Annotated in this window: 17 protein-coding genes; 5 read left to right on the top strand and 12 right to left on the bottom strand. The window is 70.9% G+C overall.

What is annotated here, in order from left to right; genetic code table 11:
* Positions 1 to 26: 26 nt before the first annotated feature.
* Both ACSQ18_RS13645 and ACSQ18_RS13650 read right to left on the bottom strand, forming a co-directional pair.
* Positions 27 to 869 carry a carbohydrate ABC transporter permease gene (locus ACSQ18_RS13645; protein WP_144806406.1) on the bottom strand — a complete coding sequence of 281 codons (843 nt, stop codon included), beginning with the start codon at positions 867 to 869 and terminating at the stop codon, positions 27 to 29.
* Positions 866 to 1,816 carry a carbohydrate ABC transporter permease gene (locus ACSQ18_RS13650; RefSeq protein WP_436037963.1) on the bottom strand — a complete coding sequence of 317 codons (951 nt, stop codon included), beginning with the start codon at positions 1,814 to 1,816 and terminating at the stop codon, positions 866 to 868. Before ACSQ18_RS13650 ends, ACSQ18_RS13645 begins: the two co-directional genes overlap by 4 nt.
* Positions 1,817 to 1,994: 178 nt before the next feature.
* Between ACSQ18_RS13650 and ACSQ18_RS13655 the strand changes: the two genes are divergently transcribed.
* Together ACSQ18_RS13655 and ACSQ18_RS13660 are read left to right on the top strand one after the other, a co-directional pair.
* Positions 1,995 to 3,260: an ABC transporter substrate-binding protein gene (locus ACSQ18_RS13655; protein WP_436037964.1), complete on the top strand. Its 1,266-nt coding sequence runs from the start codon at positions 1,995 to 1,997 to the stop codon at positions 3,258 to 3,260.
* A gap of 67 nt (positions 3,261 to 3,327) precedes the next feature.
* Positions 3,328 to 4,578: a family 1 glycosylhydrolase gene (locus ACSQ18_RS13660; RefSeq protein ID WP_436037966.1), complete on the top strand. Its 1,251-nt coding sequence runs from the start codon at positions 3,328 to 3,330 to the stop codon at positions 4,576 to 4,578.
* Between the two features lie 10 nt (positions 4,579 to 4,588).
* On the opposite strand, the gene ACSQ18_RS13665 is transcribed toward ACSQ18_RS13660, so the two are convergent.
* Together ACSQ18_RS13665 and ACSQ18_RS13670 are read right to left on the bottom strand one after the other, a co-directional pair.
* Positions 4,589 to 5,593, bottom strand: a complete 1,005-nt coding sequence (locus ACSQ18_RS13665) for a LacI family DNA-binding transcriptional regulator (protein WP_301038300.1) — start codon at positions 5,591 to 5,593, stop codon at positions 4,589 to 4,591.
* 92 nt (positions 5,594 to 5,685) lie between these two features.
* On the bottom strand, positions 5,686 to 9,339 hold the full coding sequence (locus tag ACSQ18_RS13670; RefSeq protein WP_436038448.1) for a proline dehydrogenase family protein: 3,654 nt from the start codon (positions 9,337 to 9,339) through the stop codon (positions 5,686 to 5,688).
* 171 nt (positions 9,340 to 9,510) lie between these two features.
* On the opposite strand from ACSQ18_RS13670, the gene ACSQ18_RS13675 reads away from it, so the two are divergent.
* Positions 9,511 to 10,389 carry a LysR family transcriptional regulator gene (locus tag ACSQ18_RS13675; protein WP_436038449.1) on the top strand — a complete coding sequence of 293 codons (879 nt, stop codon included), beginning with the start codon at positions 9,511 to 9,513 and terminating at the stop codon, positions 10,387 to 10,389.
* A 33-nt stretch (positions 10,390 to 10,422) separates the two neighbouring features.
* Here the strand turns inward: ACSQ18_RS13675 and ACSQ18_RS13680 are convergent, their stop codons facing one another.
* Complete coding sequence (locus tag ACSQ18_RS13680) at positions 10,423 to 10,983, bottom strand: acyl-CoA thioesterase (protein WP_436037967.1); 561 nt, start codon at positions 10,981 to 10,983, stop codon at positions 10,423 to 10,425.
* A 131-nt stretch (positions 10,984 to 11,114) separates the two neighbouring features.
* On the opposite strand from ACSQ18_RS13680, the gene ACSQ18_RS13685 reads away from it, so the two are divergent.
* Positions 11,115 to 11,618, top strand: a complete 504-nt coding sequence (locus tag ACSQ18_RS13685; protein ID WP_144806412.1) for a GNAT family N-acetyltransferase — start codon at positions 11,115 to 11,117, stop codon at positions 11,616 to 11,618.
* 83 nt (positions 11,619 to 11,701) lie between these two features.
* Here ACSQ18_RS13685 and ACSQ18_RS13690 read toward each other — a convergent pair whose 3' ends face one another.
* Genes ACSQ18_RS13690 through ACSQ18_RS13700 form a run of 3 tightly spaced genes read right to left on the bottom strand, consistent with a single transcriptional unit; the run spans position 11,702 to position 15,167 of the window.
* Positions 11,702 to 13,408, bottom strand: coding sequence for a cytochrome b/b6 domain-containing protein (locus ACSQ18_RS13690; RefSeq protein WP_436037968.1), 1,707 nt, complete (start codon positions 13,406 to 13,408; stop codon positions 11,702 to 11,704).
* Positions 13,408 to 14,379, bottom strand: coding sequence for an electron transfer flavoprotein subunit alpha/FixB family protein (locus tag ACSQ18_RS13695; RefSeq protein WP_436037970.1), 972 nt, complete (start codon positions 14,377 to 14,379; stop codon positions 13,408 to 13,410). The genes ACSQ18_RS13690 and ACSQ18_RS13695 overlap by 1 nt, the downstream gene beginning before the upstream one ends.
* An 11-nt stretch (positions 14,380 to 14,390) precedes the next feature.
* Entirely contained in the window at positions 14,391 to 15,167 is a 777-nt protein-coding gene (locus ACSQ18_RS13700) for an electron transfer flavoprotein subunit beta/FixA family protein (protein ID WP_436037972.1), read from the bottom strand.
* A gap of 99 nt (positions 15,168 to 15,266) precedes the next feature.
* Between ACSQ18_RS13700 and ACSQ18_RS13705 the strand changes: the two genes are divergently transcribed.
* On the top strand, positions 15,267 to 15,779 hold the full coding sequence (locus ACSQ18_RS13705; RefSeq protein WP_301038314.1) for a MarR family winged helix-turn-helix transcriptional regulator: 513 nt from the start codon (positions 15,267 to 15,269) through the stop codon (positions 15,777 to 15,779).
* Position 15,780: 1 nt separating this feature from the next.
* On the opposite strand, the gene ACSQ18_RS13710 is transcribed toward ACSQ18_RS13705, so the two are convergent.
* From ACSQ18_RS13710 to ACSQ18_RS13725, 4 genes are all read right to left on the bottom strand, one after another.
* Complete coding sequence (locus ACSQ18_RS13710) at positions 15,781 to 16,557, bottom strand: enoyl-CoA hydratase-related protein (protein WP_436037973.1); 777 nt, start codon at positions 16,555 to 16,557, stop codon at positions 15,781 to 15,783.
* A 38-nt stretch (positions 16,558 to 16,595) separates the two neighbouring features.
* Positions 16,596 to 17,804 carry an acyl-CoA dehydrogenase family protein gene (locus tag ACSQ18_RS13715; protein ID WP_436037975.1) on the bottom strand — a complete coding sequence of 403 codons (1,209 nt, stop codon included), beginning with the start codon at positions 17,802 to 17,804 and terminating at the stop codon, positions 16,596 to 16,598.
* A gap of 213 nt (positions 17,805 to 18,017) precedes the next feature.
* On the bottom strand, positions 18,018 to 24,068 hold the full coding sequence (gene pulA, locus ACSQ18_RS13720) for a pullulanase-type alpha-1,6-glucosidase (RefSeq protein WP_436037976.1): 6,051 nt from the start codon (positions 24,066 to 24,068) through the stop codon (positions 18,018 to 18,020).
* Positions 24,069 to 24,193: 125 nt separating this feature from the next.
* Positions 24,194 to 25,366, bottom strand: a complete 1,173-nt coding sequence (locus ACSQ18_RS13725) for a thiolase family protein (RefSeq protein ID WP_436037977.1) — start codon at positions 25,364 to 25,366, stop codon at positions 24,194 to 24,196.

Raw genomic sequence — 25,366 nt, forward strand, 5'->3', positions numbered from 1 at the left:
GGACTTTCTGATCGAGGGGGTCGGTGCTACTTCAGCCCGGAGGTCGCGACGCTCGCGACGAACCGGCGCTGGAGGAAGAGGAAGAGGATCGCCAGCGGCAGCAGCGCGATGAGGGAGCCGGCCATCATGACCCCGAACGGGATGATGCCGCCGGGGCCGGTGAGAGCCGTCAGTCCGGAGGTGATCGTCCCCATCGCGGGGTCGGTGGTCATCACGAGCGGCCACAGCAGGTCGTTCCAGTTGTTGACGAAGTTGTAGACGCCGAGGGTCACGAGCGCGGGCACGGCGTTGGGCAGGACGATGCTGCGGAAGATCCGCAGTTCCGACGCCCCGTCCACGCGCGCCGCGCTGTCGAGATCCCTCGGCAGCGAGAGGAAGAATTGGCGCAGGAAGAAGATGCCGAAGGCGTCGGCCGCGCGCGGCGCGATGAGGCCCGCGTAGGAGTTGATCCAGCCGAGGTCGGCGACGAGCTGGTAGACGGGGATGAGTGTCGCCTGGAACGGGATCATCAGGCTCCCGATCAGTGCGAACAGGAGCACCCGACTGCCGCGGAAGTCCATGCGGGCCAGCACGTACGCCGCGAGCGCGTCGAAGGTCAGGGAGAACAGCGTCACCCCGCCGGCGAACACGAAGCTGTTGACGATCAGCTGAGCGAACGGGAGGTCGCGGAAGATCCGGGTGAAGTTGTCGAACGTCCAGGCGTCGGGCAGGAGCGTCGGCGGGAACGCGTTCACCTCCGCCACGGGCTTGAACGCGGTGAAGACCACGATCGCGATCGGCAGGAGCGTGACGAGGGTCGCGACGACGACGATGACGAACAGGACGGCGGGGCCGACGCGTCGACTCAGCACGGGCGACAGGGCGCTCATACGGCGGCCTCCGCCCGGCGGCTGCTCAACCAGAACTGCACGAGGCCGAGGATGAGGGTCGCCACCAGCAGTACGTAGGACAGCGCGGCGGCGAAGCCGAGGTCGAGGTCCTTGAAGCCGGACTGATAGATCTGCATCACGACCGTCTGCGTGCTGCGGTACGGGCCTCCCCCGGTGAGCACGTAGATCTGGTCGAACGCCTGGAGGGCCGCGATCGTCGCGATCACGACGACGAACCCCGTCGTGTTGCCCAGCAGCGGCACGGTGATGTGCCGGAAGCGCGCCCAGGCGGTCGCCCCGTCGACGCGTGCCGCTTCGTAGAGCGACGGCGGGATGTCCTGGAGGCCGGCGAGGAAGACGATCATGTAGAAGGGGAAGGTCTTCCACACCGCGATGAGGGCGACGGCGGGCATCGCGAGCGCCGGGTCCTGGAACACATTGCCGATCTGTAGCCCGAGACCGCGCAGCCAGTAGTTGGCGAGGCCGATCTGCGGGTCGAGCAGGTACTGCCACGCGAAGGCGGCGACGGCGAGCGAGACGATGAAGGGGACGAACAGCAGCGTGCGGAACATCCCCCGCAGCGGCAGCCGCGGGTGGTTGAGGGCGAGCGCGAGCAGCAGGGCGGTGATCACGACGGTCGGCGTGAACAGCGCGGCGTAGAGCACGGTGTTGCCCATGGAGCGGAGCACCTGTTCGTCGGTGAAGACGGCGAGGTAGTTCGCCAGCCCGATGAACTCCGGCGTCCGGAACCCGTTGGCGTTGGTGAACGACATCAGCAGCGCGCTGATCATCGGCCAGAACACGAAGGCGGACAGGATCGTGACCGCCGGGATCAGGAACACCAGGATCGTGAGCCGTCGGCGCATTCGGGCCGACAGCGGGCCTCGACCGCCGAGCGGCGAAGGGGGCACGTATCGTGCGACGGCCGGCGTGGCGCTCGTTGCCATCAGTCCTCCAAAGTACAACGTTGTAGTCACAAGGTAGGAAGGCGAGCCCACGGCTGTCAAGTCGGTACTTGACACCGGCGCGGTCGTCGCGCACCATGTGATTGCAACGTTTACCTACATCGTTGTATCGAGACCCGAACCTACAGTCGACATCGATGTCGAAAGGAAGCTCCCGCTGATGAGAAAGTTCCTCGCAATCACCGCACTGGGCGTGGCGTCCGTCGTCGCACTCGCCGGGTGCAGCGGCACGTCCGACCCTGCCCCCGCCGACGGACAGCCCGTCGAGATCGACTTCTGGCACGGGTACACCGAGGCCGACGGCAAAGTGCTCGACGACCTGGTCGCCGAGTTCAACGCGTCGCAGGACGGCGTGGTCATCACCCCCTCGACCAAGCCGTGGGCGACGATCCTCGACACCGTTCTCCCGGCGCTCACGTCGAAGACAGGGCCGCAGCTGCTCGCCCTTCCCCCCGAGAACATCCCCGTCTATGCCTCGCAGGGTGCGCTGCTCCCCCTCGACGACTGGTACGACGCCGCCGACAGCGGCGCCTCCACCCTCAACGAGCAGGCCGTCGCCACCGGCATCGTCGACGGCGAGCGCTACGGTGCCCCGCTGAGCTTCACGCCCCTCGCGATGTTCTACAACAAGGCGCTGTTCGATGCCGCCGGCGTCGCGGTGCCGACGACGTGGGACGAGTGGGTCGCCGCGGCCAAGGAGCTGACGGTCGACGACGACGGCGACGGTACCCCCGAACAGTACGGACTCGCCCTCGCCGATCACGCCACCGTCGGAAACGGCGTCTGGATGTCGCTGTTCAAGAGTGGCGGCGGCGATGTCGTCACCGCCGACGGAGAGGTCGTGGTCGACTCCCCCGAGAACGTCGCGACCCTGTCGTACTGGGCCGACGCGGTCCGCAACGACAAGATCTCCCCCGCCGGGCTCTCGGGCGTCGACACCGACGGCCTGTTCAGCTCGGGTAAGGCGGCGATGACCCTCGCCGGCCCCTGGATGGCGAGCGTCTCGGAGGGCGCCGGCATCGAGTACGGGATCGCTCCGATCCCCGCCGGACCGGCCGGCGCGAAGGCCTCCGCCCTCGCGGTCGACCTGACCGTCACGTCGCAGGCATCGGATGCCGAGAAGGCCGCCATCGGCACGTTCCTCACGTGGTTCTACCAGAAGGAGAACATGGTCACGTGGTCGCTCGGGTCGGGGTGGCCTCCGCTCACCACCGACGTCGCGGCATCCGACGTGTCCGAGAACGCCGTGGTGTCGGCGCTCACCGAGCAGTCGTCGCTGGGCGTCGCGCTCCTCCCGGGCGTCATCCCCTCCACCGACGTGCTCACCGAGCTCGACACCGCGACGCAGAAGGCGCTCGCGGGCGGCGACCCCTCGGAGCTGCTCACCGCCGCGCAGACGGCGATGACGGCCACCCTCGCCGAATAACATCATCCGAAACGACGTGGCGGCGCCCGCACGGGGGCCGCCACGTCGCATGAGAAGAAGGACCACCATGCCCGCACAGCCCTGGTACCGCGACGGTCGCCTGCACTTCGCCCTCGGCGTCGAGGACACGTTCGTGCCCCAGCAGGAGCCGGGACGCCGAGCGCTCGACGAGTACGAGCTCATGCAGCACTACACCTTCTGGGAGCGCGACCTCGAACTGTGCGAGGAGTCGGGTGCCACGCTGCTGCGCTGGGGCATCCCGTGGTACCGGGTCAATCCCGCCCCCGGCGAGTGGGACTGGGAGTGGCTGGACCAGGTCATCGACTGGTTCGACGCGCACCGCATCGATCTGGTCGCCGACCTCATCCACTACGGCACGCCCCTCTGGCTGGAGGGCGAGTTCGCCGCCGCCGATTACCCGGAGCGGGTGGCCAAGTACGCGCGCGCCGTCGCGGAGCGTTACCGCGGCCGCATCCGCCACTACACGCCGGCGAACGAACCGCTGCTGAACGTCATGTACTGCGGCGAGTTCGCCCACTGGCCCCCGTACCTGTCGGGCGACGACGGGTTCGTGACGGTGCTGAAGGCGATCAGCCGCGGCATCGTGCTCACGCAGCACGCCATCGCCGAGGCCGACCCGGATGCCGACTTCGTGCACGTCGAGGCATCCTTCCGGTTCGACGGCGCACTGTCCGCGCACCCCGAGACCGTCGAGCACCTCCGCCACCGCGCGTACATCGTGCAGGACCTCGTGATGGGACGCGTCGACGACGCGCACCCGCTCACCCCGTACCTGCGGGCGCACGGATTCTCCGACGACGACCTGGAGTGGGCGCGCACGCACACCGCCCAACCCGACGTCGTCGGCGTCAACTACTACCCGCAGCACTCGACGGAGCTGTTCGAGGACGGCGTCGTGCTCGGCGGCGGACCGGGCGAGCTGCGTCCGAGGCGCAACGCCGGCACCGAGGGACTCAAGGAGGTGCTGTCGACCTTCGCGGCGCGCTACGGCCGCCCGGTCTTCCTCACCGAGACGGGCTACACCGGTACCGTCCAGGAGCGCATCGACTGGCTCCACGACTCGGTCGCCGCCGTCGAGGACCTCCGCCGCGAGGGCGTCGACGTGGTCGGCTACACGTGGTGGTGCATCACCGACATGTACGAGTGGACCTACCGCCACTCGGACGGTCCCCGCCGCGATCACCTGCTCCGCATGGGGCTGTGGGCACTGGAGGAGGATGCCGACGGCATCCTGCACCGTGTGCACACCCCCGTCGCCGACGCCTTCCGCCGGCTCGCCGCACCGGACGCGGGCTAGGCGACGCGCGCTAGGCGGACTCGCGCCGGAGCACCTCGAAGTCGACCAGCACCTCGCGGGGCGGGATCGCGTCACCGCGCCGCGCGATCCGCTCGACGAGCAGGTCGACCGCCTGACGGGCGATCTCCTTCCGCCCCGGGTCGACGGTCGTCAGGCTGGGCATCGCGTACTGCCCCTCGTCGATGTTGTCGAAGCCGACGACGGCGACCTCCTCGGGGATGCGGACCCGCTCCTGCTGGAGCACCCGCAGCACGCCGAGGGCGAGGGCGTCGTTCATGGCGAACACCGCGTCGAAGTCGGCGCCCGATGCCAGGAGCCGCCGCACGGCTTCCGCGCCTTCGGCCTGGTGCCAGAGCCCCGCGGTCTCGACCAGCGACGGGTCGTAGGCAACGCCGGCCTCCTCGAGCGCCGTGCGGTATCCGTCGAGGCGGAGCGCTGCGGAACCCATGACCTCACCCGGGTGCGCACCGACGAGCGCGATGCGCCGGCGGCCCGCCTCCAAGAGCGTGCGGGTGGCGGCGTGCGCGGCCTCGACGTTGCGCATCGTCACGTGATCGACGGGCCCACCGAAGATCCGCTCGCCCAGGAGCACGAGCGGGTACGGGACGGCCAGCCGCTCGGCATCGTCCTGCCCCATGCCGAGCGGACTGAAGATGAGCCCGTCGGCGTTGCGGGTGCGAGGGCTCGTGAGCACGGCGAGCTCGCGGTCGCGATCGCCGCCGGTCTGCTCGATCTGGACGATGACGCCGTGATGCTCCGCGCGCGCGATGACGGCGTCGGCGAGCTGGGCGAAGTAGCTGAGACTGAGCTCGGGCACGACGAGGCCGATGACGCCGCTCCGACCGGAGCGGAGGTTCCGCGCCGAGAGGTTGGGCTGATAGTCGAGCTGCTCGATGGCCTCCTGCACGCGCTGCCGCGTCTGGGGCCGCACGTTGGGAAGCTCGTTGACGACGTTGGATACGGTCTTGATCGACACGCCCGCCAGGCGGGCGACGTCGTGCAGGGTCGCCGCCATCACACCTCTTCCTCGCGTGCCGAGCTCTGTCATGGAGCGCTGGCCCTCACATTACAACGTTGTGCCGTCGAGGTGCACGCGAATTGCTCGCGTCAGATGACCGCTTCGCTCCACCGGTCGGGGTTGCCGAAGCGGTGCGCCGTGATCGCGATCGCCTGCTCGTGCAGGAACGGCAGCAGTTCGATGCGCCCCGCGGTGGTCACCTCGTCGCCGTAGACGGCCACGTCGGGATCGCCCTCGGTCGCCGCCGCCAGGGCTGCGCGCGCCGCGGCGACCGCGTCCTCGCCGCCGACGATCCGCACGCGCTGCGCATCGCCGGCACGCAGCCGCGCGATCCATTCGGCATCCGTCTCCACGAACACCGGCACGTCGACCTCGCCGAGAGCGTGACGCACAGGCGCCGGGATGCCGACGGGGGCGCTCAGCGTGAAGGCGGCGCCCGCGCGCACACCGGCGACCACGACCCGCAGCACCGCCTCCCAGGCGGCATCGCCGGTCGCGCGGATCGACACCGGCACCGGCCGGTACCGGAAGAGGTTGCGTTCCACCTTCAGGCCCGAGACGTCTTTCACGCGGCCGAACTCGCGATCCCACGCGACGGCGTCGGACAGCGCGCCGCGCCGCAGCCACTCGAACGCGTCGTAGTCGAGCGTCGGCTGCGCGGCCTCGATGACGGCCGTGATGCGGCTGTCGAGCCCCCGCAGGTGCAGGGTCGACGACTGCGCCGCCCCCGCCGATGCGCGCCACGAGCCGAGACCGACGAGATAGTTGGGCCCGCCGGCCTTGGCCCCCGCTCCCACCGACGACCGCTTCCAGCCGCCGAACGGCTGCCGCTGAACGATCGCTCCCGTGATGCCGCGGTTGACGTAGAGATTGCCGGCCTCGACCTCGTCGAGCCACAGCGCGAGGTCGTCGGGGTCCTGCGTGTAGAGGCCCGCCGTGAGGCCGTAGGCGACGGCGTTCTGCAGTTCGATCGCCTCCGTGAGCGACCGCGCGTGCATGACCCCCAGCATCGGCCCGAAAAACTCCTCGAGGTGCGTGCGCGATCCCGGCTGCACGCCCACACGGATGCCGGGGCGCCACAGCCGCCCGTCAGCCGACGGTTCGTCGACCTGCTCGGGTGCGACGAGCCACCGCTCGCCCTCCTCCAGTTCCGTGAGCGCCCAGGCGAGCTTGCCCTGCGGCTTCTCCACGACGGGGCCCACCTCGCTGAGCGGATCGGTCGGCATCCCGACCCGCAGCGACCGCGTCGCGTCCACCAGCTGACGCGCGAACCGGCGCGAGCGCGCGACGGGTCCGGCGAGGATCGCGAGCGAGGCCGCCGAGCACTTCTGCCCCGCGTGCCCGAACGCGCTCTTGACGAGGTCGGCGGCGGCGAGGTCGAGATCGGCCGAGGGCATCACGATCATCGCGTTCTTGCCGCTCGTCTCGGCCAGGAGCGGGAGGTCCGGCCGCCACGAACGGAAGAGCGCCGCAGTGTCCCACGACCCGGTGAGGATGACGCGGTCGACGTCCGGGTGCGACACGAGACGCTGACCGAGCGCGCCCTCGTCGATGTCGACGAGCGTCACGAGCTCACGCGGCATCCCGGATTCCTCCAGCGCCTCCCACAGGGCCTCCGCGACGACCGCCGCGCACCGGCGCGCTTGCGGGGCCGGCTTGAAGACGACACCTGATCCGGCGGCGAGCGCGGCGAGCACACCCCCGGCGGGGATCGCCACGGGGAAGTTCCACGGCGGCGTGACGACGGTCAGCCTTGCGGGCACGAAGACGGCTCCCGCTACGCGGTCGAGCTCGCGGGCCGTCGCGGCGTAGTACGCGGCGAAGTCGACCGCTTCGCTCACCTCGACGTCGGCTTCGGCGAACACCTTCCCGGTCTCGGCGCCGGCGACCTCGATGAGATCGCCCCGTCGCGCCTCCAGTGCCCGGGCTGCCGCCTGCAGCACGGCGCCGCGCTCGGCGGCGGGAGTCGAACCCCACGCGGCGGCGACCTCCCGCACGCGCGCGACAGCCGCCTCCAGGGCGACCTCGTCGTCGATCCGGGCCGCGGCGACGGTCGCCTCACCTGTGGTCGACGCCGCCACGCGGCCCACGATCGCCCGCGCCCACACGCGGTTGGCGGGAAGGGCCGGGTCGCTGTCGGGGGCGTTTCGGAACCCGGGCGCTCCGGCGATGCGCGCGTCGGACTCGTGCGACGAGAAAACGGCGGTCTCGACGAACGCGTCGTCGTCGGCGCCGATCGACAGCACGGCGCGCGTCAGGGCCGGATCGGCGGCGGGGCGGGAGAGAGGCACGGTCGCCGCGTCGACGCCCGTGGCATCCGGAGAGTCCGCGCCCGACCCGCGCGCGCGATCTGCTGCGCCGCGATCCTGCGTGCGATTCGGCCCGACGGGCAGCGCCCGATCGGATGCGCGCTCCACCGAGGCGACGAAGCGGTCGCGCTCGCGGGCGAACATCTCGGGGTCGTCGGCGAGGTCGAACGCGGCCGACAGGAAGTTGTCGCTCGACGCGTTCTCCTCCAGGCGCCGCACGAGATAGCTGATGGCGACGTCGAACTCGTCGGGCCGCACGACCGGCACGTAGAGGAGGACGTGACCCACCTCGCGCGACACGGCCTGCACCTGGCCCTGCGCCATCCCGAGGAGCATCTCCATCTCGATGTCGTCGCGCACACCCCGCTCGCCCGCGAGCAGCCACGCGTAGGCGATGTCGAAGAGGTTGTGGCCGGCGACGCCGAGGCGGACGGCATCCGTGCGTTCGGGACGCAGCGCTGCGTCGAGGCAGCGGAGGTAGCTCGCGTCGGAGTCGAGCTTCGACGCGTGGGTCGCGAGGGGCCAGCCGTGCATGACGGCATCCACCCGCTCCATCGCCAGGTTGGCGCCCTTGACGAGGCGCACCTTGATGCGCGCACCACCCGCGGCGACCCGCCCCTGGGCCCACTCGGTGAGCCGGTCGAGTGCGGGGAGGGCGTCGGGCAGGTACGCCTGCAGCACGATGCCCGCCTCGAGTCCGGTCAGCCGGGGGTCGTCGAGGATGCGGGTGAAGACGGCGATCGTGAGGTCGAGATCGCGGTACTCCTCCATGTCGAGGTTGATGAAGGTGGGCTGCTCGGCCGCCGTGTGATAGAGCGGGAGGAGACGGTCGACGACCGCGTCGACCACCTCGTCGAACGCCCACATCGAGATGTGGCTCGCGATCGCGGACACCTTGACCGACACGTAGTCCACGTCGTCGCGGCGGATGAGATCGTGGATGCCGTCGAGCCGCCGACGCGCCTCGTCCTCCCCGAGCACGGCTTCGCCCAGGAGGTTCAGATTGAGGCGCGCACCGGATGCGCGGAGCCGCGCGATCGCCGGGCCGAGCTTCTCCGGACGTGCGTCGACCACGAGGTGCCCGACCATCTCGCGCAGGGCCTTCCGCGCGAGCGGGACGGTGGGAGTCGGCAGCACGGGGGCCACGGCCCCGCCCGTGCGCACCGCACCGCGCAGGTACCACGGGAGGAATCCCGGCACGAGCGGGGCGACGCGGCTGAGGTTCGCCGCGGCGGCCGTCAGGCTCTCGGGACGCATGACGCCGTCGACGAAGCCGATCGTGAACGGCAGCCCGTTCGGGTCTTTCAGCACACCGGCGAGGCGTTCGGCCGCGGGATCGACATCGGCGGCGGCCGATTCGGTCACCCACCGCTGGGCGAGGGTGATGGATCGCTCGACGAGATCGCCGGCTACGGCATCCGTCGTGTCGGCCATCGCATCGTGCGTCGAGTCGTGCGGCATTCCCGTTCCTTCCGCCATGTGTCCAGCGTGCCCCCGAATCGAGCCTCATGGGCGTATTGCTCCACTGTGCGGCATCCTTTCGTTCACGAAAAGCGATGATCTATGATCAATACCGATCGATGAGACCGATGAAAGGGGCGAGCGATCTTCGAGCTCCGTCGCCTGCGACTCCTCCACGAACTCGCACTGCGCGGCACCCTCGCCGCCGTCGCCGAAGCGCTCGCCTACAGTCCGTCCACCGTCTCGCAGCAGCTCAGCCAGTTGGAGCGCGACGCGGGCGTCACCCTCCTCGTCCCTGACGGTCGGCGCGTGCGCCTCACCGAGCAGGGAGCGGCCCTCGCCGCCCACGCGGCGCGCGCGCTCGCGCTAGACGAGCAGATCCGCGGCGAACTGGAGACCCTGCGTCCCGGCGTTGCGCCCGTGCGCATCGCCGTGCTGCAGACCGCCGCGCGCGCCCTCGTCCCCACCGCGCTCACCCTGCTGGCCGACCGCGCGCCGGAGCTGCGCGTCGAGGTCGCCGAGCGCCCGCCCGAGGAGGGCCTCTTCGAGCTCGCCGCCCGTGGCTTCGATCTGGTCATCGCCGAGCAGTACCCCGGCCACACCCGCGAGCACCGCTCCGGGCTCGAGCGGGAAGTGCTCGGCAGCGACCCCGTCCGGATCGCCACGGCCGCGGGCGCGCCCGACCTGGCATCCCTCCGAGACCGGGCCTGGGTGCTGGAGCCGCGCGGCACCGCGGCCCGCGACTGGGCGGTGCAGCAGTGCCGCGCCGCCGGGTTCGAACCCGACGTGCGGTTCGAATTGGCCGACCTCACCGCCCATGTGCGCCTCATCGCCGCCGGTCACGCCGTGGGGCTCCTCCCCGACCTCCTGTGGGCCGGCGAGGCCCCGCCCGTGCAGCTCACCGACCTGCCGGGCGCGGCGGCCCGCGAGGTGTTCACGGCGGTGCGGCGCTCCGACAGGGAGCGCTCCGGCATCCGACTCGTCCGCGACGCCCTCGCCGACGCGTTCGCCGCCCGCGCGTAGCCGGGGCGGCCGCTACGCCGGAACCGAGCCGGCCTACTCCCAGACGCTCGGGGCGGGAGCCTTCGTCGACGGCAGCGCCGCACCGGCCGCCCATTCCGTCACCCACTGCGGCAGGGGCGGCAGGTCGTCGGGACGGTGCAGGGCTTCGAACAGCTCCTCGGTGTTCACGACGCCGCCCGTCTTGCGCAGGAACCGCGCGCGGACGATCATCTCGGCGTACACCTCGCCACCCACGACAGCGCGGTGGATCTGGTAGACCGCCTTATCGTCGTGCCCGTACAGCCGCGACTCCACGGTGAAGCGCTGCCACAGCTGCAGCGACTTGCGGAACGTCACGGTTTCGCTGGCGACGACCGCGTACCAGCCCTGCGCGTTCATGGCATCCCAGATGCCGGTGCGGATGAGCAGATCGAACCGGCCGAGGTCGAACAGCGAGGCGTAGCGACCGTTGTTCATGTGCCCGAGCAGGTCGATGTCGGTCGGGAGCGTGCGCAGTCGCACCCGGCCGACGGAGGTCGGCGCAATGGGGCCGCGGCGGCGCAGCAGCACCTTCGCGCGCCAGATCGTCAGGAGGGTCCGCCACCACACATTCACGAAGCGTGATGCTAGCGATGCACCCCAGCCGGGCGCGAAATCCGTTGTGGGATTCCGACAGTCCGCGCAGGGCCGATTGATACGGCCCGGCCCGATTTCGCGATTGCCCGGGCCGGACGTAGAGTCGCCCCATGGAAGCCGAACCGCTGACCGACACCGTCGTCCGTCCCGTTCGCGACGTGGATGCCGAGGCCCTCGGCCGCGTGCACGCGACCTGCTGGCACGAGACCTACGATCACCTGATCAGCAAGGCCGCGCTCGAGAACGTCTCGCCCAAGCGGCTCGCCGAACTGTGGACCCACTGGGCCCAGCAGGGCGAGGACTTCCGCATGGTCGCCGCGCTCGTCGAGGGTGAGATCGTCGGCTTCGCCGGCTCGGGTCCCGCCCGCGACCGCGACGCTCCCCGCAACCGCGAGCTGTACTTCATCTACCTGCTCGACCGCTTCCACGGCACCGGCATCGGACAGAAGCTGTTCGACGCGGTCGGCGCCGACGAAGACCTGTACCTGTGGGTCGCGGAGGACAACCCCCGCGCGCACCGCTTCTACACGCGCAACGGCTTCGCGCTCGACGGTGCGACGCACACCGAGCCGTTCCTCGGCGAGACGCTCACCGAAGTCCGCTTCGTCCGCTGAGTGCGGCCGGCGGTGTCGGCGGTGCTGGCCGGCGGTGTCGGCTGACGGCATCCGCGTGCCGCGGGTCGCGGCCGGTTCGATGATCAGCGGCCGCTGACCGTGCCGAAGAGCTTCGCGATCGGCGCGATGACGAGCGGTCGCGCGGCGATCCACCCGCCGACCATCACCGCGACCGAGGCGACGAAGATCCAGAACCCCGCCCAGTTGTCGGCGTAGGCGACGCCGTCCACCGACCCCTGGGCCGCATACATGTGGTTGAGGTTGCGGAGCGCACCGGTCGCGAACACGAGCGCGACGTGCACCACGATGAACGCCACGAAGTAGAGCATCACGGGGAAGTGCACCTTGCGTGCCCACTCGATGGGGTACGCGGCGTTGAGGCGGGCATTCTTCTTCGGCCAGAGTCCGCCCATCCGGAAGCCGGTGACGGCGGCGAGCGGCGCGGCGACGAACACCGTCGTGAAGTACGCGAGCTGCTGCAACGAGTTGTAGTTGACCCAGCCGTTCTCGGTCGGCCAGTCCAGCGACACGTACTGCAGTACCGCCGACAGCGCGTTGGGGAACACCTCCCAGCTCGTCGGCACGATCCGCATCCACTGCCCCGTGGCGAACAGGAGCACGACGAAGATCACGCCGTTGACGAGCCACAGCAGGTCGAGCGCCTGGTGGAACCAGATCGTGAGGCTCGTCTTGCCCTTCCTATCGCGGCGCGGCGTCCAGAACACAGTGGGGCGCTTCTCGGTGCGGATCTGCAGCCCGGTACGGATGATCAGCAGCATGAAGAACGCGTTGAAGAAGTGCTGCCAGCCGATCCACGCCGGGATGCCGACGGGTGCGGCATCCGGCAGGTGATACTCGCCGGGGTACGCGGCGAGGAAGTCCTGCATGGCGGGAAGCGAAAGGATGACACGCACGAGTGCGACAGCCATTCCTGCGGCGAGGAGCAGACCCGCACCGCCGACGAGGAGTGCGCCGATCCACTGACCGCGCGTGAACGGTCCGACGCGGACGGGCTCGGGCCGCGGTGCGGGGCGGTGGTACGCCGCGCGGCCCGGCCACACCGTGCGCGGCACCGTGAGCGGCGCCCGGTCCGCCGTGGCGGGTGCGGGTGCCGGTGCGGTGGCGGGTGCGGGTGTTGGTGCGATGGCGCTTGTTTGCGGCGATGGCGCCGGATCTTCCTGGCGCCCCGACGACGAACTGGCGCCATCGGTGGGCGCGGGCGCGACGGGGGCCTCGGTGGGCGCGGGGGTGGTGGGGGCACCAGCGCTATTGGGGGTGGCGGCCGGAATCGTGCCTGCGGGGGGCCACGCCTCGCCGCCCGCGACGCGCGGCAGTCCTCGGCGCACCGCGGCGGCTCCGGCATCCGCGGCTCCGGCCCCGGGAGCCCCGTCGTGTGCGGGTCCAGCAGCCGTCGTCGCCGCGGCATCCTCCCTCGTGGGGGCTGTCGGTGAGACGCTCACGGACGCGGTCTCCGTCGCGCCACTCTCCTGCGATGGCGCCGCAACGTTCTGGCGCCCTTCCGAAGAGGTGGCGCCATCGCTGAGGTCGCCGCCGTCTCCGATGGCTGCGGAGGCGGATGCCGGTGGCCACGGGTCGCCGCCGGCGACACGCGGAAGCCCTCGCCGCAGAGGCATCACTGCAGCGGTCACGCCAGCGGCAGCCTCTACCGCAACCTCGGGCGCCTCAGCCGACGCGACCGGCGCAGCATCCGCGGGCGGCCACGGGTCACCGCCGGGCCGGCGCGGCAGACCGCGGCGGAGCGCCGTGGCATCCGGGCGGGGCGTCGCCATCAGGACTTCTTGGCTTCGAGGGCCGCGATCAGCTGCGGGACGACGGTGAACACGTCGCCCACGATGCCGAAGTCGGCGATGTCGAAGATGGGGGCGTCGCCGTCTTTGTTGATCGCGACGATCGTCTTCGCCGTCTGCATGCCCGCCTTGTGCTGGATCGCGCCCGAGATGCCGAGAGCGACATACAGCTGCGGCGACACCGACACACCGGTCTGACCGACCTGGTGCGCGTACGGGATGTACCCGGCGTCGACCGCGGCACGCGAGGCGCCTACCGCCGCACCGAGGGTGTCGGCGAGCTGCTCGACGAGCGTGAACTTCTCGGGCGATCCGAGGCCCCGGCCGCCCGCGACGACCTTCGCGGCGCCGCGCAGTTCCGGCCGGCTCGACGTGGCGACGGCGGGATCGAACGACTCGACGGTGGCAGCAGCGGCTCCCGAGGGCGTGACGTCGAGGGCGACGACCCGCGGCGACTGCGCCTCAGCGCGAGCGTCGACCGCACCCTGACGCACCGTGATGACGGGGGCACCGAAGGTCGGCGCGCTCGTGGTGTCGTACGCGCCGCCGTAGACGGAGTGTCGAGCGAGCACGCCCTGGTCGTCGCGCTCCACACCGACGGCGTCGACGGAGAGCGCGAGGCTCTGGCGGGCGGCGAAGCGGCCGGCGATGTCGCGGCCCTCGATCGAGTTCGACACGAGCACCGCATCGGGCTGCACGAGGGCGAAGGCGGATGCCACGGCATCCACGACCGGCACGGTGAGGGCCGTGCCGTCGACCACGGCCGTCAGCACCACGTGCGCCCCGAGCTCGCCCGCCCGCGCCACCAGCGCGGCATCGTCGGAGGGCACGAGGGCGACGGGCGTTCCGACGGCGGCGGCTGCGCCGAGAAGCCCGGCCGCGGAGGCGGCGAGCTCACCTGCGGGAGTGACGTCGAGCACCGTCAGGATGGCATCGGAGGCGAAATCAGTCATCGTCGTTCCCTTCACACCAGACGGTTCTCGATGAGGTAGGCGGCGAGCTTCTCGCCCGCATCGCCCTCGTCGACGACCTTCACGCCCGCACCGCGCGGCGGACGCTCCGACACCGCGGTGAGGATCGTCTGCGGCGCGGCCGAGACGTCGACGTCCACCCCGAGGTCGGCCAGCGACACCGTCTCGAACGGCTTCTTCTTCGCGGCCATGATGCCCTTGAAGTTGGGGAAGCGCGCGTCGGGGAGCGCCTCGGTGATCGAGATGACGGCCGGGAGCGGCGCCGTGACGCGGGCCGTGCCGGCATCCGTCGCGCGCGTGCCCGAGACGGCGGTGTCGGTGATCTCGACGGACGAGAGGGCCGTGGCCTGCGGCACCCCCAGGTGCTCGGCGAGCATCGCGGGAAGGACGCCCGCCGTGCCGTCGGTCGAGAGGTTGCCCGTGATGACGAGGTCGAAGCCGACGCGGCGGGCCGCCGCCGCGAGCACCTTCGCGGTGACACCCAGGTCGGCGCCGGCGAGGGCGTCGTCGGTCACCTGCAGCGCGGTCGCGGCTCCCATCGCGAGTCCCTTGCGGATCGTCGCCGCAGAGGCCTCCGCGGCCATCGACACGACGGCGACCTCGACGCCGTCGTGCGCGTCGGCGTAGGACAGCGCCACTTCGAGCGCCCGCTCGCCGATCTCGTCGAGCACGCGCTCCGACGCACCGCGGTCGGCGAGCCCGGTCTCGAGATCGAGTTTGCGGTCGCCGTATGTGTCCGGGACTTCCTTGACCAGCACCACGATTTTCATGACGTCCTCCGACCTTCGAGTCTATTGACCGGCTCCGCACGCCGACCAGCGCGTGCAGGGAAACCGACTAGCGTGATGCCCGACGGCAGGAGGCGATTTGTGGCTCGCGTGACACCCCCGGGTCTCGACCCCATCGACGAGGCGCGGCGCCAGTGGGTCGCGCACGGCTGGGCGGATGCCGCCGCCGGCATGACCGCCGTCACGTCGGTCATGCGCGCCCACCAGTTGCTGCTCGCGCGGGTCGGCGACGCCCTGAAGCCGTTCGACCTCAGCTTCGCGCGGTACGAGCTCCTCACCCTGCTGAGCTTCTCGCGAGAGGGACGGATGCCGTTGACCTCGGCCGCACGCCGGCTGCAGGTGCACCCGACGAGCGTGACGAACACGGTCGACCGCCTGGAGGCCGCGGGGCTCGTCCGTCGCGAGGCGCATCCCACCGACGGACGGGCGACGCTCGTCGCGCTCACGGATGCCGGTCGCGCGACGGCGGAGCGGGCCACCGCGGCGCTCAACGAGGAGGTGTTCTCCCGGACGGGCCTCGGCGACGCCGACCTCGAGGCGCTCATCGGCACGATCTCGCGACTGCGGGCGGCCTCGGGAGACACGACAGCCTGACTCACCGGTGGCGGAAGTCGGCGGCGCGCTTCTCGCGGAAGGCGGCCATGCCCTCCTTCTGGTCGTCGAGGGCGAACAGCGAGGAGAACACCTGCTTCTCGAAGCGAAGACCTTCGGATGCCGTGGTCTCCAGCGACGCCCGCAGCGCCTCCTTCGCGGCGTACACGACCGGGAGCGACTTGCCGGCGATCGCGTCGGCGACCTTTCCGGCTTCCTCGAGCAGATCGGCGGCGGGCACGACGCGGGAGACGAGGCCCGCTCGTTCGGCTTCGCCGGCATCCATCATCCGACCCGTGAGGACGAGTTCGGCGGCCTTGTAGTAGCCGATGGCGCGCGGCAGGCGCTGCGTGCCGCCGAGGCCGGGGATGACCCCGAGGGTGATCTCGGGCTGACCGAACTTCGCGGTGTCGGCGGCGAGGATGATGTCGCACGTCATGGCGAGTTCGCATCCGCCGCCGAGGGCGTACCCGGCGACGGCGGCGACGACGGGCGTGCGCACGCGGCTGAACGCCTCCAGCCCGACGAAGGGGTTGTCCATCGTCATCTCGCGCGGCGTCTTCGCCTCCATCTCCTTGATGTCGGCACCCGCGGCGAAGGCACGGTCGGAACCGGTGAGCACGATGCAGCCGATGCCCTCGTCGGCGTCGAACGCCGCGGCCGCGTGCGCGAGCTCGGTGACGAGCGTGGAGTTCAGCGCGTTGAGCGCCTCGGGGCGGTCGAGGGTGATCCAGCCGACGCGTCCGCGCGTCTCGGTCCGGATGGTCGCGTACTCGGTCATGTCCCCCATCGTGTCACCGCCCGCCGACGCGCGCCCCGTCATCGCGACGTGTCAGACAGGACGTGGCGGCCGATGATGACGCGCATGATCTCGTTCGTCCCCTCGAGGATCTGGTGCACGCGCAGATCGCGCACGACCTTCTCGATCCCGTAGTCCTGCAGATAGCCATATCCGCCGTGCAGTTGGAGGGCTTCGTTGGCGACGGTGAACCCGGCATCCGTCGCGAAGCGCTTGGCCATCGCGCACTGCACGGTGACCTCCTCGCGCGACGGCGCGTCGGGGTCGCCCGTCGTCAACGCGTCGAGCGCGTGAGCGGCGTCGCGCACGAGCGCGCGCGCGGCGCGCAGCTCGGTGGCCATGTCGGCGAGGCGGAAGACGATCGCCTGCTTGTCGGCGAGCGGCTCGCCGAACGTGAAGCGCTCGTGCACGTAGCGCACGGCCCGGTCGAGGGCCCACTGCGCACCGCCCAGCGAGCAGGCGGCGATGTTGATGCGCCCGCCGTTGAGTCCGCTCATCGCGATCGCGAACCCGCCGCCGACCGAACCGAGAACCGCGGATGCCGGTACCCGCACGCGGTCGAGGATCACCTGGCGCGTCGGCTGCGCGTTCCAGCCCATCTTCTTCTCGTTCGGCCCGAACGAGAGGCCCTCGGCATCCCCCGGGACGAGGAAGGCGGTGATGCCGCGCGCGCCTCCCGCGCCGGAGCCGGTGCCCGGGTCGGTACGCGCCATCACGACGTACACCCCCGCCTCGCCGGCGCCCGAGATGAACTGCTTCACCCCGGTGAGCACGTAGGTGTCGCCCTCGGCGATGGCCGACGTCGTGATCGCGGCGGCATCCGATCCGGCTCCGGGCTCGGTGAGGCAGTACGCGCCCAGGTCGGTCATGGCCGTGAGCCCGGGCAGCCACTGCTGCCGCTGCTCCTCGCTCCCGTACCGGTCGATCATCCACGCCACCATGTTGTGGATCGTGATGTACGCGGCGATGGTCGGGTCGCCCTGGGCGAGCTCTTCGACGATGGTGACCGCGTCGCTGCGCGTGAGTCCGGTGCCGCCGACGTCTTCGCGGACGTAGAGGCCGCCGAGGCCCAGCTCCCCCGCCACCGCGAGCACATCGCGCGGGAAGTGCTTCTGCTGGTCCCACTCCAGCGCATGCGGAGCGAGGCGGGTTCGGGCGAAGTCGCGGACGGCATCCAGGATCGCGTCTCGTTCGTCCCGAGACAGCGAAGCGGTGGCGGTCATGCTCATGTGTTCACATCCTTGTGAGACAAAACGACAGCAAGGGCGGCCCCGGTGAGGGCACTGTGATCAGTTTACATGGACGTCCTAGTATCTGGCTCGCCACCCTCGCCCCACCCGCCACGCAGAACGCGATGGCGCCACTTCCCCGCGATGGCGCCAAAGAGCGGCGGCGCCGCGACGAGGAAGTGGCGCCATCGGTGCGCCGGCGCGGGGGTGCGGCTAGTACACGATCAGCGGCCGCACCGAGGAGCGGGAGTCGCGGTGGTCGCTCCCGCCCGTGAAGGTCACCCGCAGCAGGTGCACCCCGCGCGACAGCGTCGGCAGCGCGATGTCGATCTTCCCCTTCGCGGATGCCGGCAGCGCCACCGATGCGATGGTCTTCGTGCCGTCGGTCACGGTGATCGTGCCCACCGGCGCACTGCGGTCCGCGGCCACGACCGTGCCGACGACGCGCACCGGCGTCCCCTTCTTCGCGATCAGCCGCGTCGGAGCCGCCTTCGTCACCGTCTTCGTGGGCGCCGCGTCGACGAGGACCGCCACCGTGCGTGCCGGGACCGTGACCGTGCCCGATGCCGCCGTCCACGACGTCGACTTCACGACGGGGTCGGCGCCCTTCGCCTGCGCCGGCGTGAGCGCGAACCCGCGACCCGCCAGCTCCGGGAGCACCTGCGTCGTCTCCTCCGGCGAGGCGTTGAAGACGACGAGCGCGCCGTCGAGCGCCGGATCGGCGTCGGCGCCCACGAGGTCGTCGATCTGCATGACGATGACGCCGGGCGTGGCATCCGGACCGCTCGCGGGGAACGATACCTTCTGCTCGATCCGCTCGGCCGAACCCAGCCGCAGCAGGCCCACCTCCGAGCGCACCCGCAGCAGGTCGAGCGCCGCCGCCTCCGCCGTCGCGATGTCGTCGGGTCCCGGCTTGAGGGCGGGATCGGCCAGCAGCGGCGCCATGATCGACCACTTCTCGCCGTTGTCGGCCGCCCGCGGTAGGCCCGACCCGAAGGTGGACTCCTGTCCCGTCCAGTCGATGCGGTTGAACCAGTCGCCGGAGTTGTAGCTGTTGCGATCGAGCGACTTCGACCGCAGCAGCTCCGTGCCCGCGTGCCAGAACGACGGCGTCTGCGACAGCGTCGCGGTCGCCAGCGACAGCGTGTTCATCCGCACGCGATCGGACATCGACGTGTCCCGCGGCAGCTTCAGCACCGACAGGTCGTACAGCGTCTCGTTGTCGTGCGCGTCGACGTAGCTGATGATCTCGTCGGGCTGGTCGGCGTACCCCGCCGACTGGCCGTTGTAGTCGAGCTCCGCGCCCGTCCTGACGCTGCCGTCAGCGGTCGTCAGCGCGAAGTCGCGGAGGTTGCCCGCGAGACCCAGCTTCACGAGGTCGGTCTGCCGAGCCAGGTCGGCGAGCGCCTGCTCCGTCGTGCCGTTGATGCCGTCGCCGTTGGGGTCGGTGCCGAGGCCCGTGCCGTACCCCTGCCGGAACGTGGAGCCGCTGTCGACAGGACTGCCGCCGTGCACGGCATCCCGCAGCCGGTCGGAGAACGTGCCGATGCCCGTGCCGCCCAACTGCCCCTGCGTCGCCTGCTCGAAGAGGGCGTTGTCGGCGACCTCCCCGAAGTTCCAGCCCTCGCCGTAGAGGTAGATGGCCTTCCCGTCGACCCCGTCCTTCTTGAGCGTGAGACCGTCGAGGGCGTCGCGGATCGCGAGCATGTTCTCCTTCGAGTGGTGGCCCATGAGGTCGAAGCGGAAGCCGTCGACCTTGTAGTCACGGGCCCAGGTGACGACGGAGTCGACCATGAGCTTCTGCGCCACCTCGTGCTCGGTCGCGACGTTCTGGCAGCACGTCGACGTCTCGACGCCGCCGGCGGCGTTCAGCCGGTGATAGTAGCCCGGCACGACGCGGTCGAGCACCGAGCGGTCCGCCTGCCCGGACGCCGCGGTGTGGTTGAACACCTCGTCGAGCACGACCTGGAGCCCCATGCCGTGGAGCGAGCCCACCATCGTGCGGAACTCGGCCACCCGCGCCCCGCCGTCGGCTTCCACCGCGTACGAGCCTTCCGGCGCGGAGAAGTGGAACGGGTCGTAGCCCCAGTTGAAGCCGTCGGTGTCGGCGACGGCCTCCACGCAGGCCTGCTGCTCGGTGGATGCCGGGCCGAACGACGCCAGATCGCAGTCGGGCGTCTCCTGCGCCGCCCTGTCCTCCTCGATCGTCGCGATGTCGAAGGAGGGGAGCAGGTGAACCGTGTTGATCCCCGCCTTCGCCAGCTGGCGCAGCTGCGTCGTGCCCGCGCTGTCGCGGGCGAACGCGAGGTAGGTGCCCCGCTCCTGCTCCGGAACCGTCTCGTCGGTGATGGAGAAGTCGCGGATGTGCAGTTCGTAGATCGCCCGGTCGACGGCGCGCTCGATGCGCGGCGCCTTCGCCTTCTGCCACACCTTCGGCATCCAGCTCTTGTCGCGGAGGTCGACGGCGACCGACCTCGTCGAGTTCAGCGTCAGCCCGACCGAGTACGGATCGGTCACCGTGTTCGTCTCGATCGCGTCGGTCGTCGGCGCGTAGACCACGACCTCCCACAGGTACTCGTCGCCCTTGCGCGCGCCCGTGGCGACCGTCCATGTTCCGGCGGTTGGGTCGAACGACGCGGGATGCCGGACGGGATCGCCGTCGCCTCCCGCCGGCCACGTGAGGAGCGTCGCCGCCTGCGCGGTCGGCGCCCACAGCCGGAAGGTCGGGCTGGCCTTCGCCCCCGTGCGCGGGAACGTCACGCCGAGCGCGTCGTCGTCGACGGCGTCGGCGTACAGGTCGTCGAGCACGCCGGGGATCTGCACGCCGGTGAACGCTGTAAGAGCGCCGTCGGCATCCCGCTGCGCGACACGCAGCTGACCGCGGAGCAGATCGGCCCCGGCGGCACGGTCGGCGGGCACGCGGAGAGCCGTGAACGTCGCCAGCGCGGGGAAGCGCTCCTTCTGGGCGTCGGTGAGGCCGCCCTCGACGGGCTCGAGCGCGAGCGGTGCGTCGCCGCCCACGACCTCGCCCTCCTCGATTGCGAGGCCCGCGTCGCTCGATCCGTAAAGCGCCCACGTGGCATCCGCTGCGGCTGCGCCGAGGGCCTGCGGCCAGGCGATGGTCGTTGCGTCGATCCAGTGGGCTCGCGACTCGCCGGTGCCCGCGAGGGGCGGGTCGGCGACCTCGATCTCGAGCACGTGCGTCGACACGTCGTAGCGGAACACGACGCGCTTGCCCTCGGTGGCCGAGAACGAGATGTTCCCGCCGTCGCGGACGCCGTCCGCGCCGTAGTTCTCATCCCAGCTCAGCCCGTGCGCCACCTTGAGCTCGTAGGACCCGGTGGGGATGCGGTCGGTCGCGAACTCGTAGACCCCGTCACGATCGCCGTCGAGCATGAGGCTGCGCAGGCAGTCGGGCGACCAGTCGGCGGCGCACCCGATCTCGCTCTGGAACGATCCCGGCAGGGTGACGACGGGGCCTTCCGCCGTCGACTGCGCGCGCTTGGTGAGCGGGTCGAAGTAGAACGTGATCGACCCGCCGTCGTGGGAGATGGCGATGTTCGCGCCCCCCGCCACCCCGTCGGCGCCGTAGTTCTCGTCCCAGCTCTTCTCGGTGGCGACCTTGTACTCGTAGTCGCCCGCCGGAAGATCGACGGTCAGCCGCCAGATCCCGTCGACGAGCTCCATCTGCGCTTCGTCGCAGTCGGGCGCCCAGTCGCCGGCGCACCCCATCTCGGAGTTGAGGTTGCCCGGGATGCTCACGAAGTCGTACGCGGTCGGCTCGGTGGGCTCCTCTGGCTCCTCTTCCGCGGCGAGCGTGATGCGGTTGCCCGCCGACGCGTAAGTGGATGCCGCCGACCGCTGGCCCGCGGCATCCGTCGACACCGCGCGGTACTCGATGAGCGTGCCGTCGTCGAGCCCGCCGACGTCGTGGAAGACGCGGGGCGAGGTCGTCTCGGCCGTGCCGAGCGGATGCCACTCGTCGGAGCCGACGACCCGCCACGCGAAGCTCGTCTGCCGCCACGACTGGTCGGTGGACGCGGCGACGGGTGCCGACCCGGTGAGCGCCGCCCCTGCTTCGGGCACCGACACCGTCAGGGGCGCCGCCTCGGCGGGTGCCGTGACGGGGCCATCGGCGCGGAGTACGACGGCCGATAGGGCCGGGACCGTGACGGATGCCACGGCCGCCGCGTCGGAGGCGGTGTCGGCCGTCTCGCCGCAGAGGCCGGTGAAGGCGGCATCCGCGGTGAGGGTCGGCACGTCGACGGTCGCGGCGGAGTCCGTGTTGTTGAGGGCGACGAGGTACTCGACGCGGTCGGTCGGATCGACGCGGGAGAACGCGTACACGCCGTCGGCGGCGTACCGCTCGATCTGCGCGCCGTCGACCAGCGCGGGGTGGGCCTCGCGCAGGTCGGCGAGGGCGGCGATGTGCGTGTACAGCGGCGCGTCGATGTCGTAGCGGTCGACCGAACCCACCGTCTCGCCCGTGAGGAGGGTCTGGTCCCGGTACTCGGCCACCTCGCTCGCGAAGAGCGACTGCCGCGCGCTCTTGTCGTTGCCGGCACCCGCGCCCGCGAAGCCCTGCTCGTCGCCGTAGTAGACGACCGGCTGGCCGCGGCTCAGGAACAGGAGGTCGTGCGCGAGGAGGTCGCGACGCACGGCGTCGCCGGAGTCCTTCAGGAAGTAGCCGATGCGCCCCATGTCGTGGTTGCCGAGGAACGTCGGCAGCGCCGTGGCGGAGGAGTCGGTCGTCGTGTAGCGGTCGTCGCCCGCGAACAGCTTGGAGAGCGTTGAGACGTTGCCGCCCTTCGCGAAGCTCGTCGCCGCCGACTGGAAGCCGAAGTCGAGCACCGAGTTCATGTCGGTGCCGCGCACGTACGGCGACAGCGCCGCCGGGTCGGCGTCGTACACCTCGCCGAACATGAAGAAGTCGTCCTTGCCCTGCGCGTGGGCGTAGTCGAGCACCTCGGTCGTCCACTGCTTCCAGAAGGCGAAGTCGACGTGCTTGGCGGTATCGATGCGGAAGCCGTCGATGCCGAGGTCGATCCAGTCCTGATACACGTCGACGAAGCCGCTGACGACATCGGGATGCTCGGTCATCAGGTCGTCCAGGCCCGCGAAGTCGCCGAACGTCGTCGACTCCCCCGAATACGTCGAGTCGCCGCGGTTGTGGTATAGCGTCACGTCGTTCAGCCACGCGGGGACCTTCACGTCGGCTTCGGCCGCGGAGACGACGGGCGTGTAGGGGAAGCTCGTCGCGGCATCCAGGTCGGGGAAGTCTCCCGTGCCCGCGTAGTCGGCGGGATCGAAGGACGTGCCGGATGCGTCGCGATAGGGCGAGGTCTCCTGATCGATATAGGAGTACTGGCCCTCCTCGTACGAGATCACATCGGCGGTGTGGTTCGTGATGATGTCGAAGTAGACGTCGATGCCCTCGGCGTGGGCGTCGTCGATGAACGCCTCGAGCTCGGCGTTCGTGCCCAGGTGCGGGTCGATCTGGGTGAAGTCGGTGATCCAGTACCCGTGGTAGCCCGCACTGGCGTTGTCGCCCTCCCCCTGCACCGGCTTGTTGCGGAAGCTCGGGGTGAGCCAGATGGCGGTCGTCCCGAGGCCTTTGATGTAGTCGAGCTGCGCGCGGAGGCCGGCGATGTCACCGCCGTTGTAGAAGCCCGACGATGTGGGATCGAACCCGGTGCTCAAGCGGTCTCCCGTGAGTCCGCCTTCGTCGTTGGCGGTGTCGCCGTTGGCGAAGCGGTCGGTCATGACGAAGTAGAACTGCTCGCCCGCACCGGCCTGCCGCACCGGCTCGGCCACGAGAGCGTCGTCGGCGGCGGAGTACCCGGCGCGCAGCGACACGGCTTCGAGGCCGACGCGGTGGGCGGCGTCGTCGAAGAGGAAGCGCAGCGTCGACGGACCGGCCACCGTCAGCGGGATGTCGTCGCCGCCGCCGTTCAGACCGTACGACTCGTCCCACGCGTCGTTCACCGCGACCTTGTAGCTCCACGAGCCCGCCGGCACCTCGAACTCCGCGGCGTACACGTCGGGATCGTCGGTGGGCTGGAGTTCGGTCTCGGCGCAGTCGGGCTGCCAGTCACCGGAGCAGCCGAGCTCGCTCTGCAGGTCGCCGACGAGGGCGAACGTGCGCGGGTCGGCAGCGACGGCGGGCGGCGGGGCGACGAGCGAGAGACCCCCTGCGAGGAGGGCGGTCGCGCTCAGAACGGCGGTGAAACGACGCAGACGGCTGGCGGTGAAGGATGTCGACACGGTGATGCTCCCGAGCGTTCGCAGACACGTCGTCGTGCCTGGTGCTGTCCGACCGACGATACTCAGACCGGTCACAGTCGCGCGTGAGAAAGCCCTCATGCGTGCGCGGCCGCCGGCATCCGCGGCTAGAGGCGCTCGATGAGCGTCGCGTTCGCCATGCCGCCGCCCTCGCACATCGTCTGCAGACCCCACCGGCCTCGCGTGTGCTCGAGGTGGGCCACCAGCGTGCCGAGGAGCCGCGTGCCGCTCGACCCGAGCGCGTGGCCCAGCGCGATCGCGCCGCCCCAGGGGTTCATCCGCGCCGGATCAGCGCCCAGCTCCGCCGCCCAGGCGAGCGGTACCGACGCGAACGCCTCGTTGACCTCGTAGGCATCCAGGTCGTCGATCGACAGCCCGGCCCGCGACAGGATGCGCCGCGTCGCGGGGATCGGACCGGTGAGCATGAGGAGGGGGTCAGAACCCGTGACCGCGAACGCGTGGAACCGCGCGCGCGGCGTGAGGCCCAGCGCGAGGGCAGTTTCCTCGGCCATGATGAGCACCGCCGATGCCCCGTCGGTGAAGGGGGAGGAGTTGCCCGCCGTGATCCGCCAGTCCACCTCGGGGAACCGTGCCGACGTCTCCGGCGTGCGGAAGGCCGGTGGAAGCCCCGCGAGCCCCGCGGTCGTCGTGCCGCGCCGGACCGTCTCGTCGGCGGCGACCCCGTCGACCTCGAGCAGCTGACTCGCGAACAGCCCGGCATCCGTCGCCTCGGTCGCTCGCTCGTGCGATTCCGCCGCGAACGCGTCGAGGTCGTCGCGCGTGAAGCCCCAGCGCTGCGCGATCAGCTCGGCCGACACCCCCTGGTTGACGAGGCCCTCGGGATACCGCGCGCGCAGGAGGGGCGACACCGGCGATCCGCCGACCGCGGACGACGTCCCCAGCGGCACCCGGCTCATCGACTCGACCCCGCCCGCGATGACGATGTCGTACTGCCCGCTCATGACACCCTGCGCCGCGAAGTGCGCGGCCTGCTGGCTCGACCCGCACTGGCGGTCGATCGTCGCCGCCGGAACCGTCTCGTCGAAACCCGCGGCGAGCGCCGCCTGCCGCGCCACGTTCGACGACTGCTCACCGACCTGACTGACGCACCCGAGCAGCACGTCGTCGACCTGCGCCGACTCCAGGCCGTTGCGTTCGAGGACGGCCCGCAGCACGAGCGCGGCGAGGTCGACGGGATGGATGCCGGACAGCGCTCCTCCCGGCTTGCCCCTCCCCGACGGGGTGCGGACGGCGTCGACGATGACGGCGGTGCGGCCCAT

Source organism: Microbacterium sp. LjRoot45 (assembly GCF_964253325.1).
GTDB lineage: Bacteria > Actinomycetota > Actinomycetes > Actinomycetales > Microbacteriaceae > Microbacterium.

Coding starts and splice junctions, on each gene's coding strand:
- ACSQ18_RS13645 (WP_144806406.1), bottom strand. CDS start 869: ATGAGCGCCCTGTCGCCCGTGCTGAGTCGACGCGTCGGCCCCGCCGTC.
- ACSQ18_RS13650 (WP_436037963.1), bottom strand. CDS start 1,816: ATGGCAACGAGCGCCACGCCGGCCGTCGCACGATACGTGCCCCCTTCG.
- ACSQ18_RS13655 (WP_436037964.1), top strand. CDS start 1,995: ATGAGAAAGTTCCTCGCAATCACCGCACTGGGCGTGGCGTCCGTCGTC.
- ACSQ18_RS13660 (WP_436037966.1), top strand. CDS start 3,328: ATGCCCGCACAGCCCTGGTACCGCGACGGTCGCCTGCACTTCGCCCTC.
- ACSQ18_RS13665 (WP_301038300.1), bottom strand. CDS start 5,593: ATGGCGGCGACCCTGCACGACGTCGCCCGCCTGGCGGGCGTGTCGATC.
- ACSQ18_RS13670 (WP_436038448.1), bottom strand. CDS start 9,339: ATGGCCGACACGACGGATGCCGTAGCCGGCGATCTCGTCGAGCGATCC.
- ACSQ18_RS13685 (WP_144806412.1), top strand. CDS start 11,115: ATGGAAGCCGAACCGCTGACCGACACCGTCGTCCGTCCCGTTCGCGAC.
- ACSQ18_RS13690 (WP_436037968.1), bottom strand. CDS start 13,408: ATGGCGACGCCCCGCCCGGATGCCACGGCGCTCCGCCGCGGTCTGCCG.
- ACSQ18_RS13695 (WP_436037970.1), bottom strand. CDS start 14,379: ATGACTGATTTCGCCTCCGATGCCATCCTGACGGTGCTCGACGTCACT.
- ACSQ18_RS13700 (WP_436037972.1), bottom strand. CDS start 15,167: ATGAAAATCGTGGTGCTGGTCAAGGAAGTCCCGGACACATACGGCGAC.
- ACSQ18_RS13710 (WP_436037973.1), bottom strand. CDS start 16,557: ATGACCGAGTACGCGACCATCCGGACCGAGACGCGCGGACGCGTCGGC.
- ACSQ18_RS13715 (WP_436037975.1), bottom strand. CDS start 17,804: ATGAGCATGACCGCCACCGCTTCGCTGTCTCGGGACGAACGAGACGCG.
- ACSQ18_RS13725 (WP_436037977.1), bottom strand. CDS start 25,366: ATGGGCCGCACCGCCGTCATCGTCGACGCCGTCCGCACCCCGTCGGGG.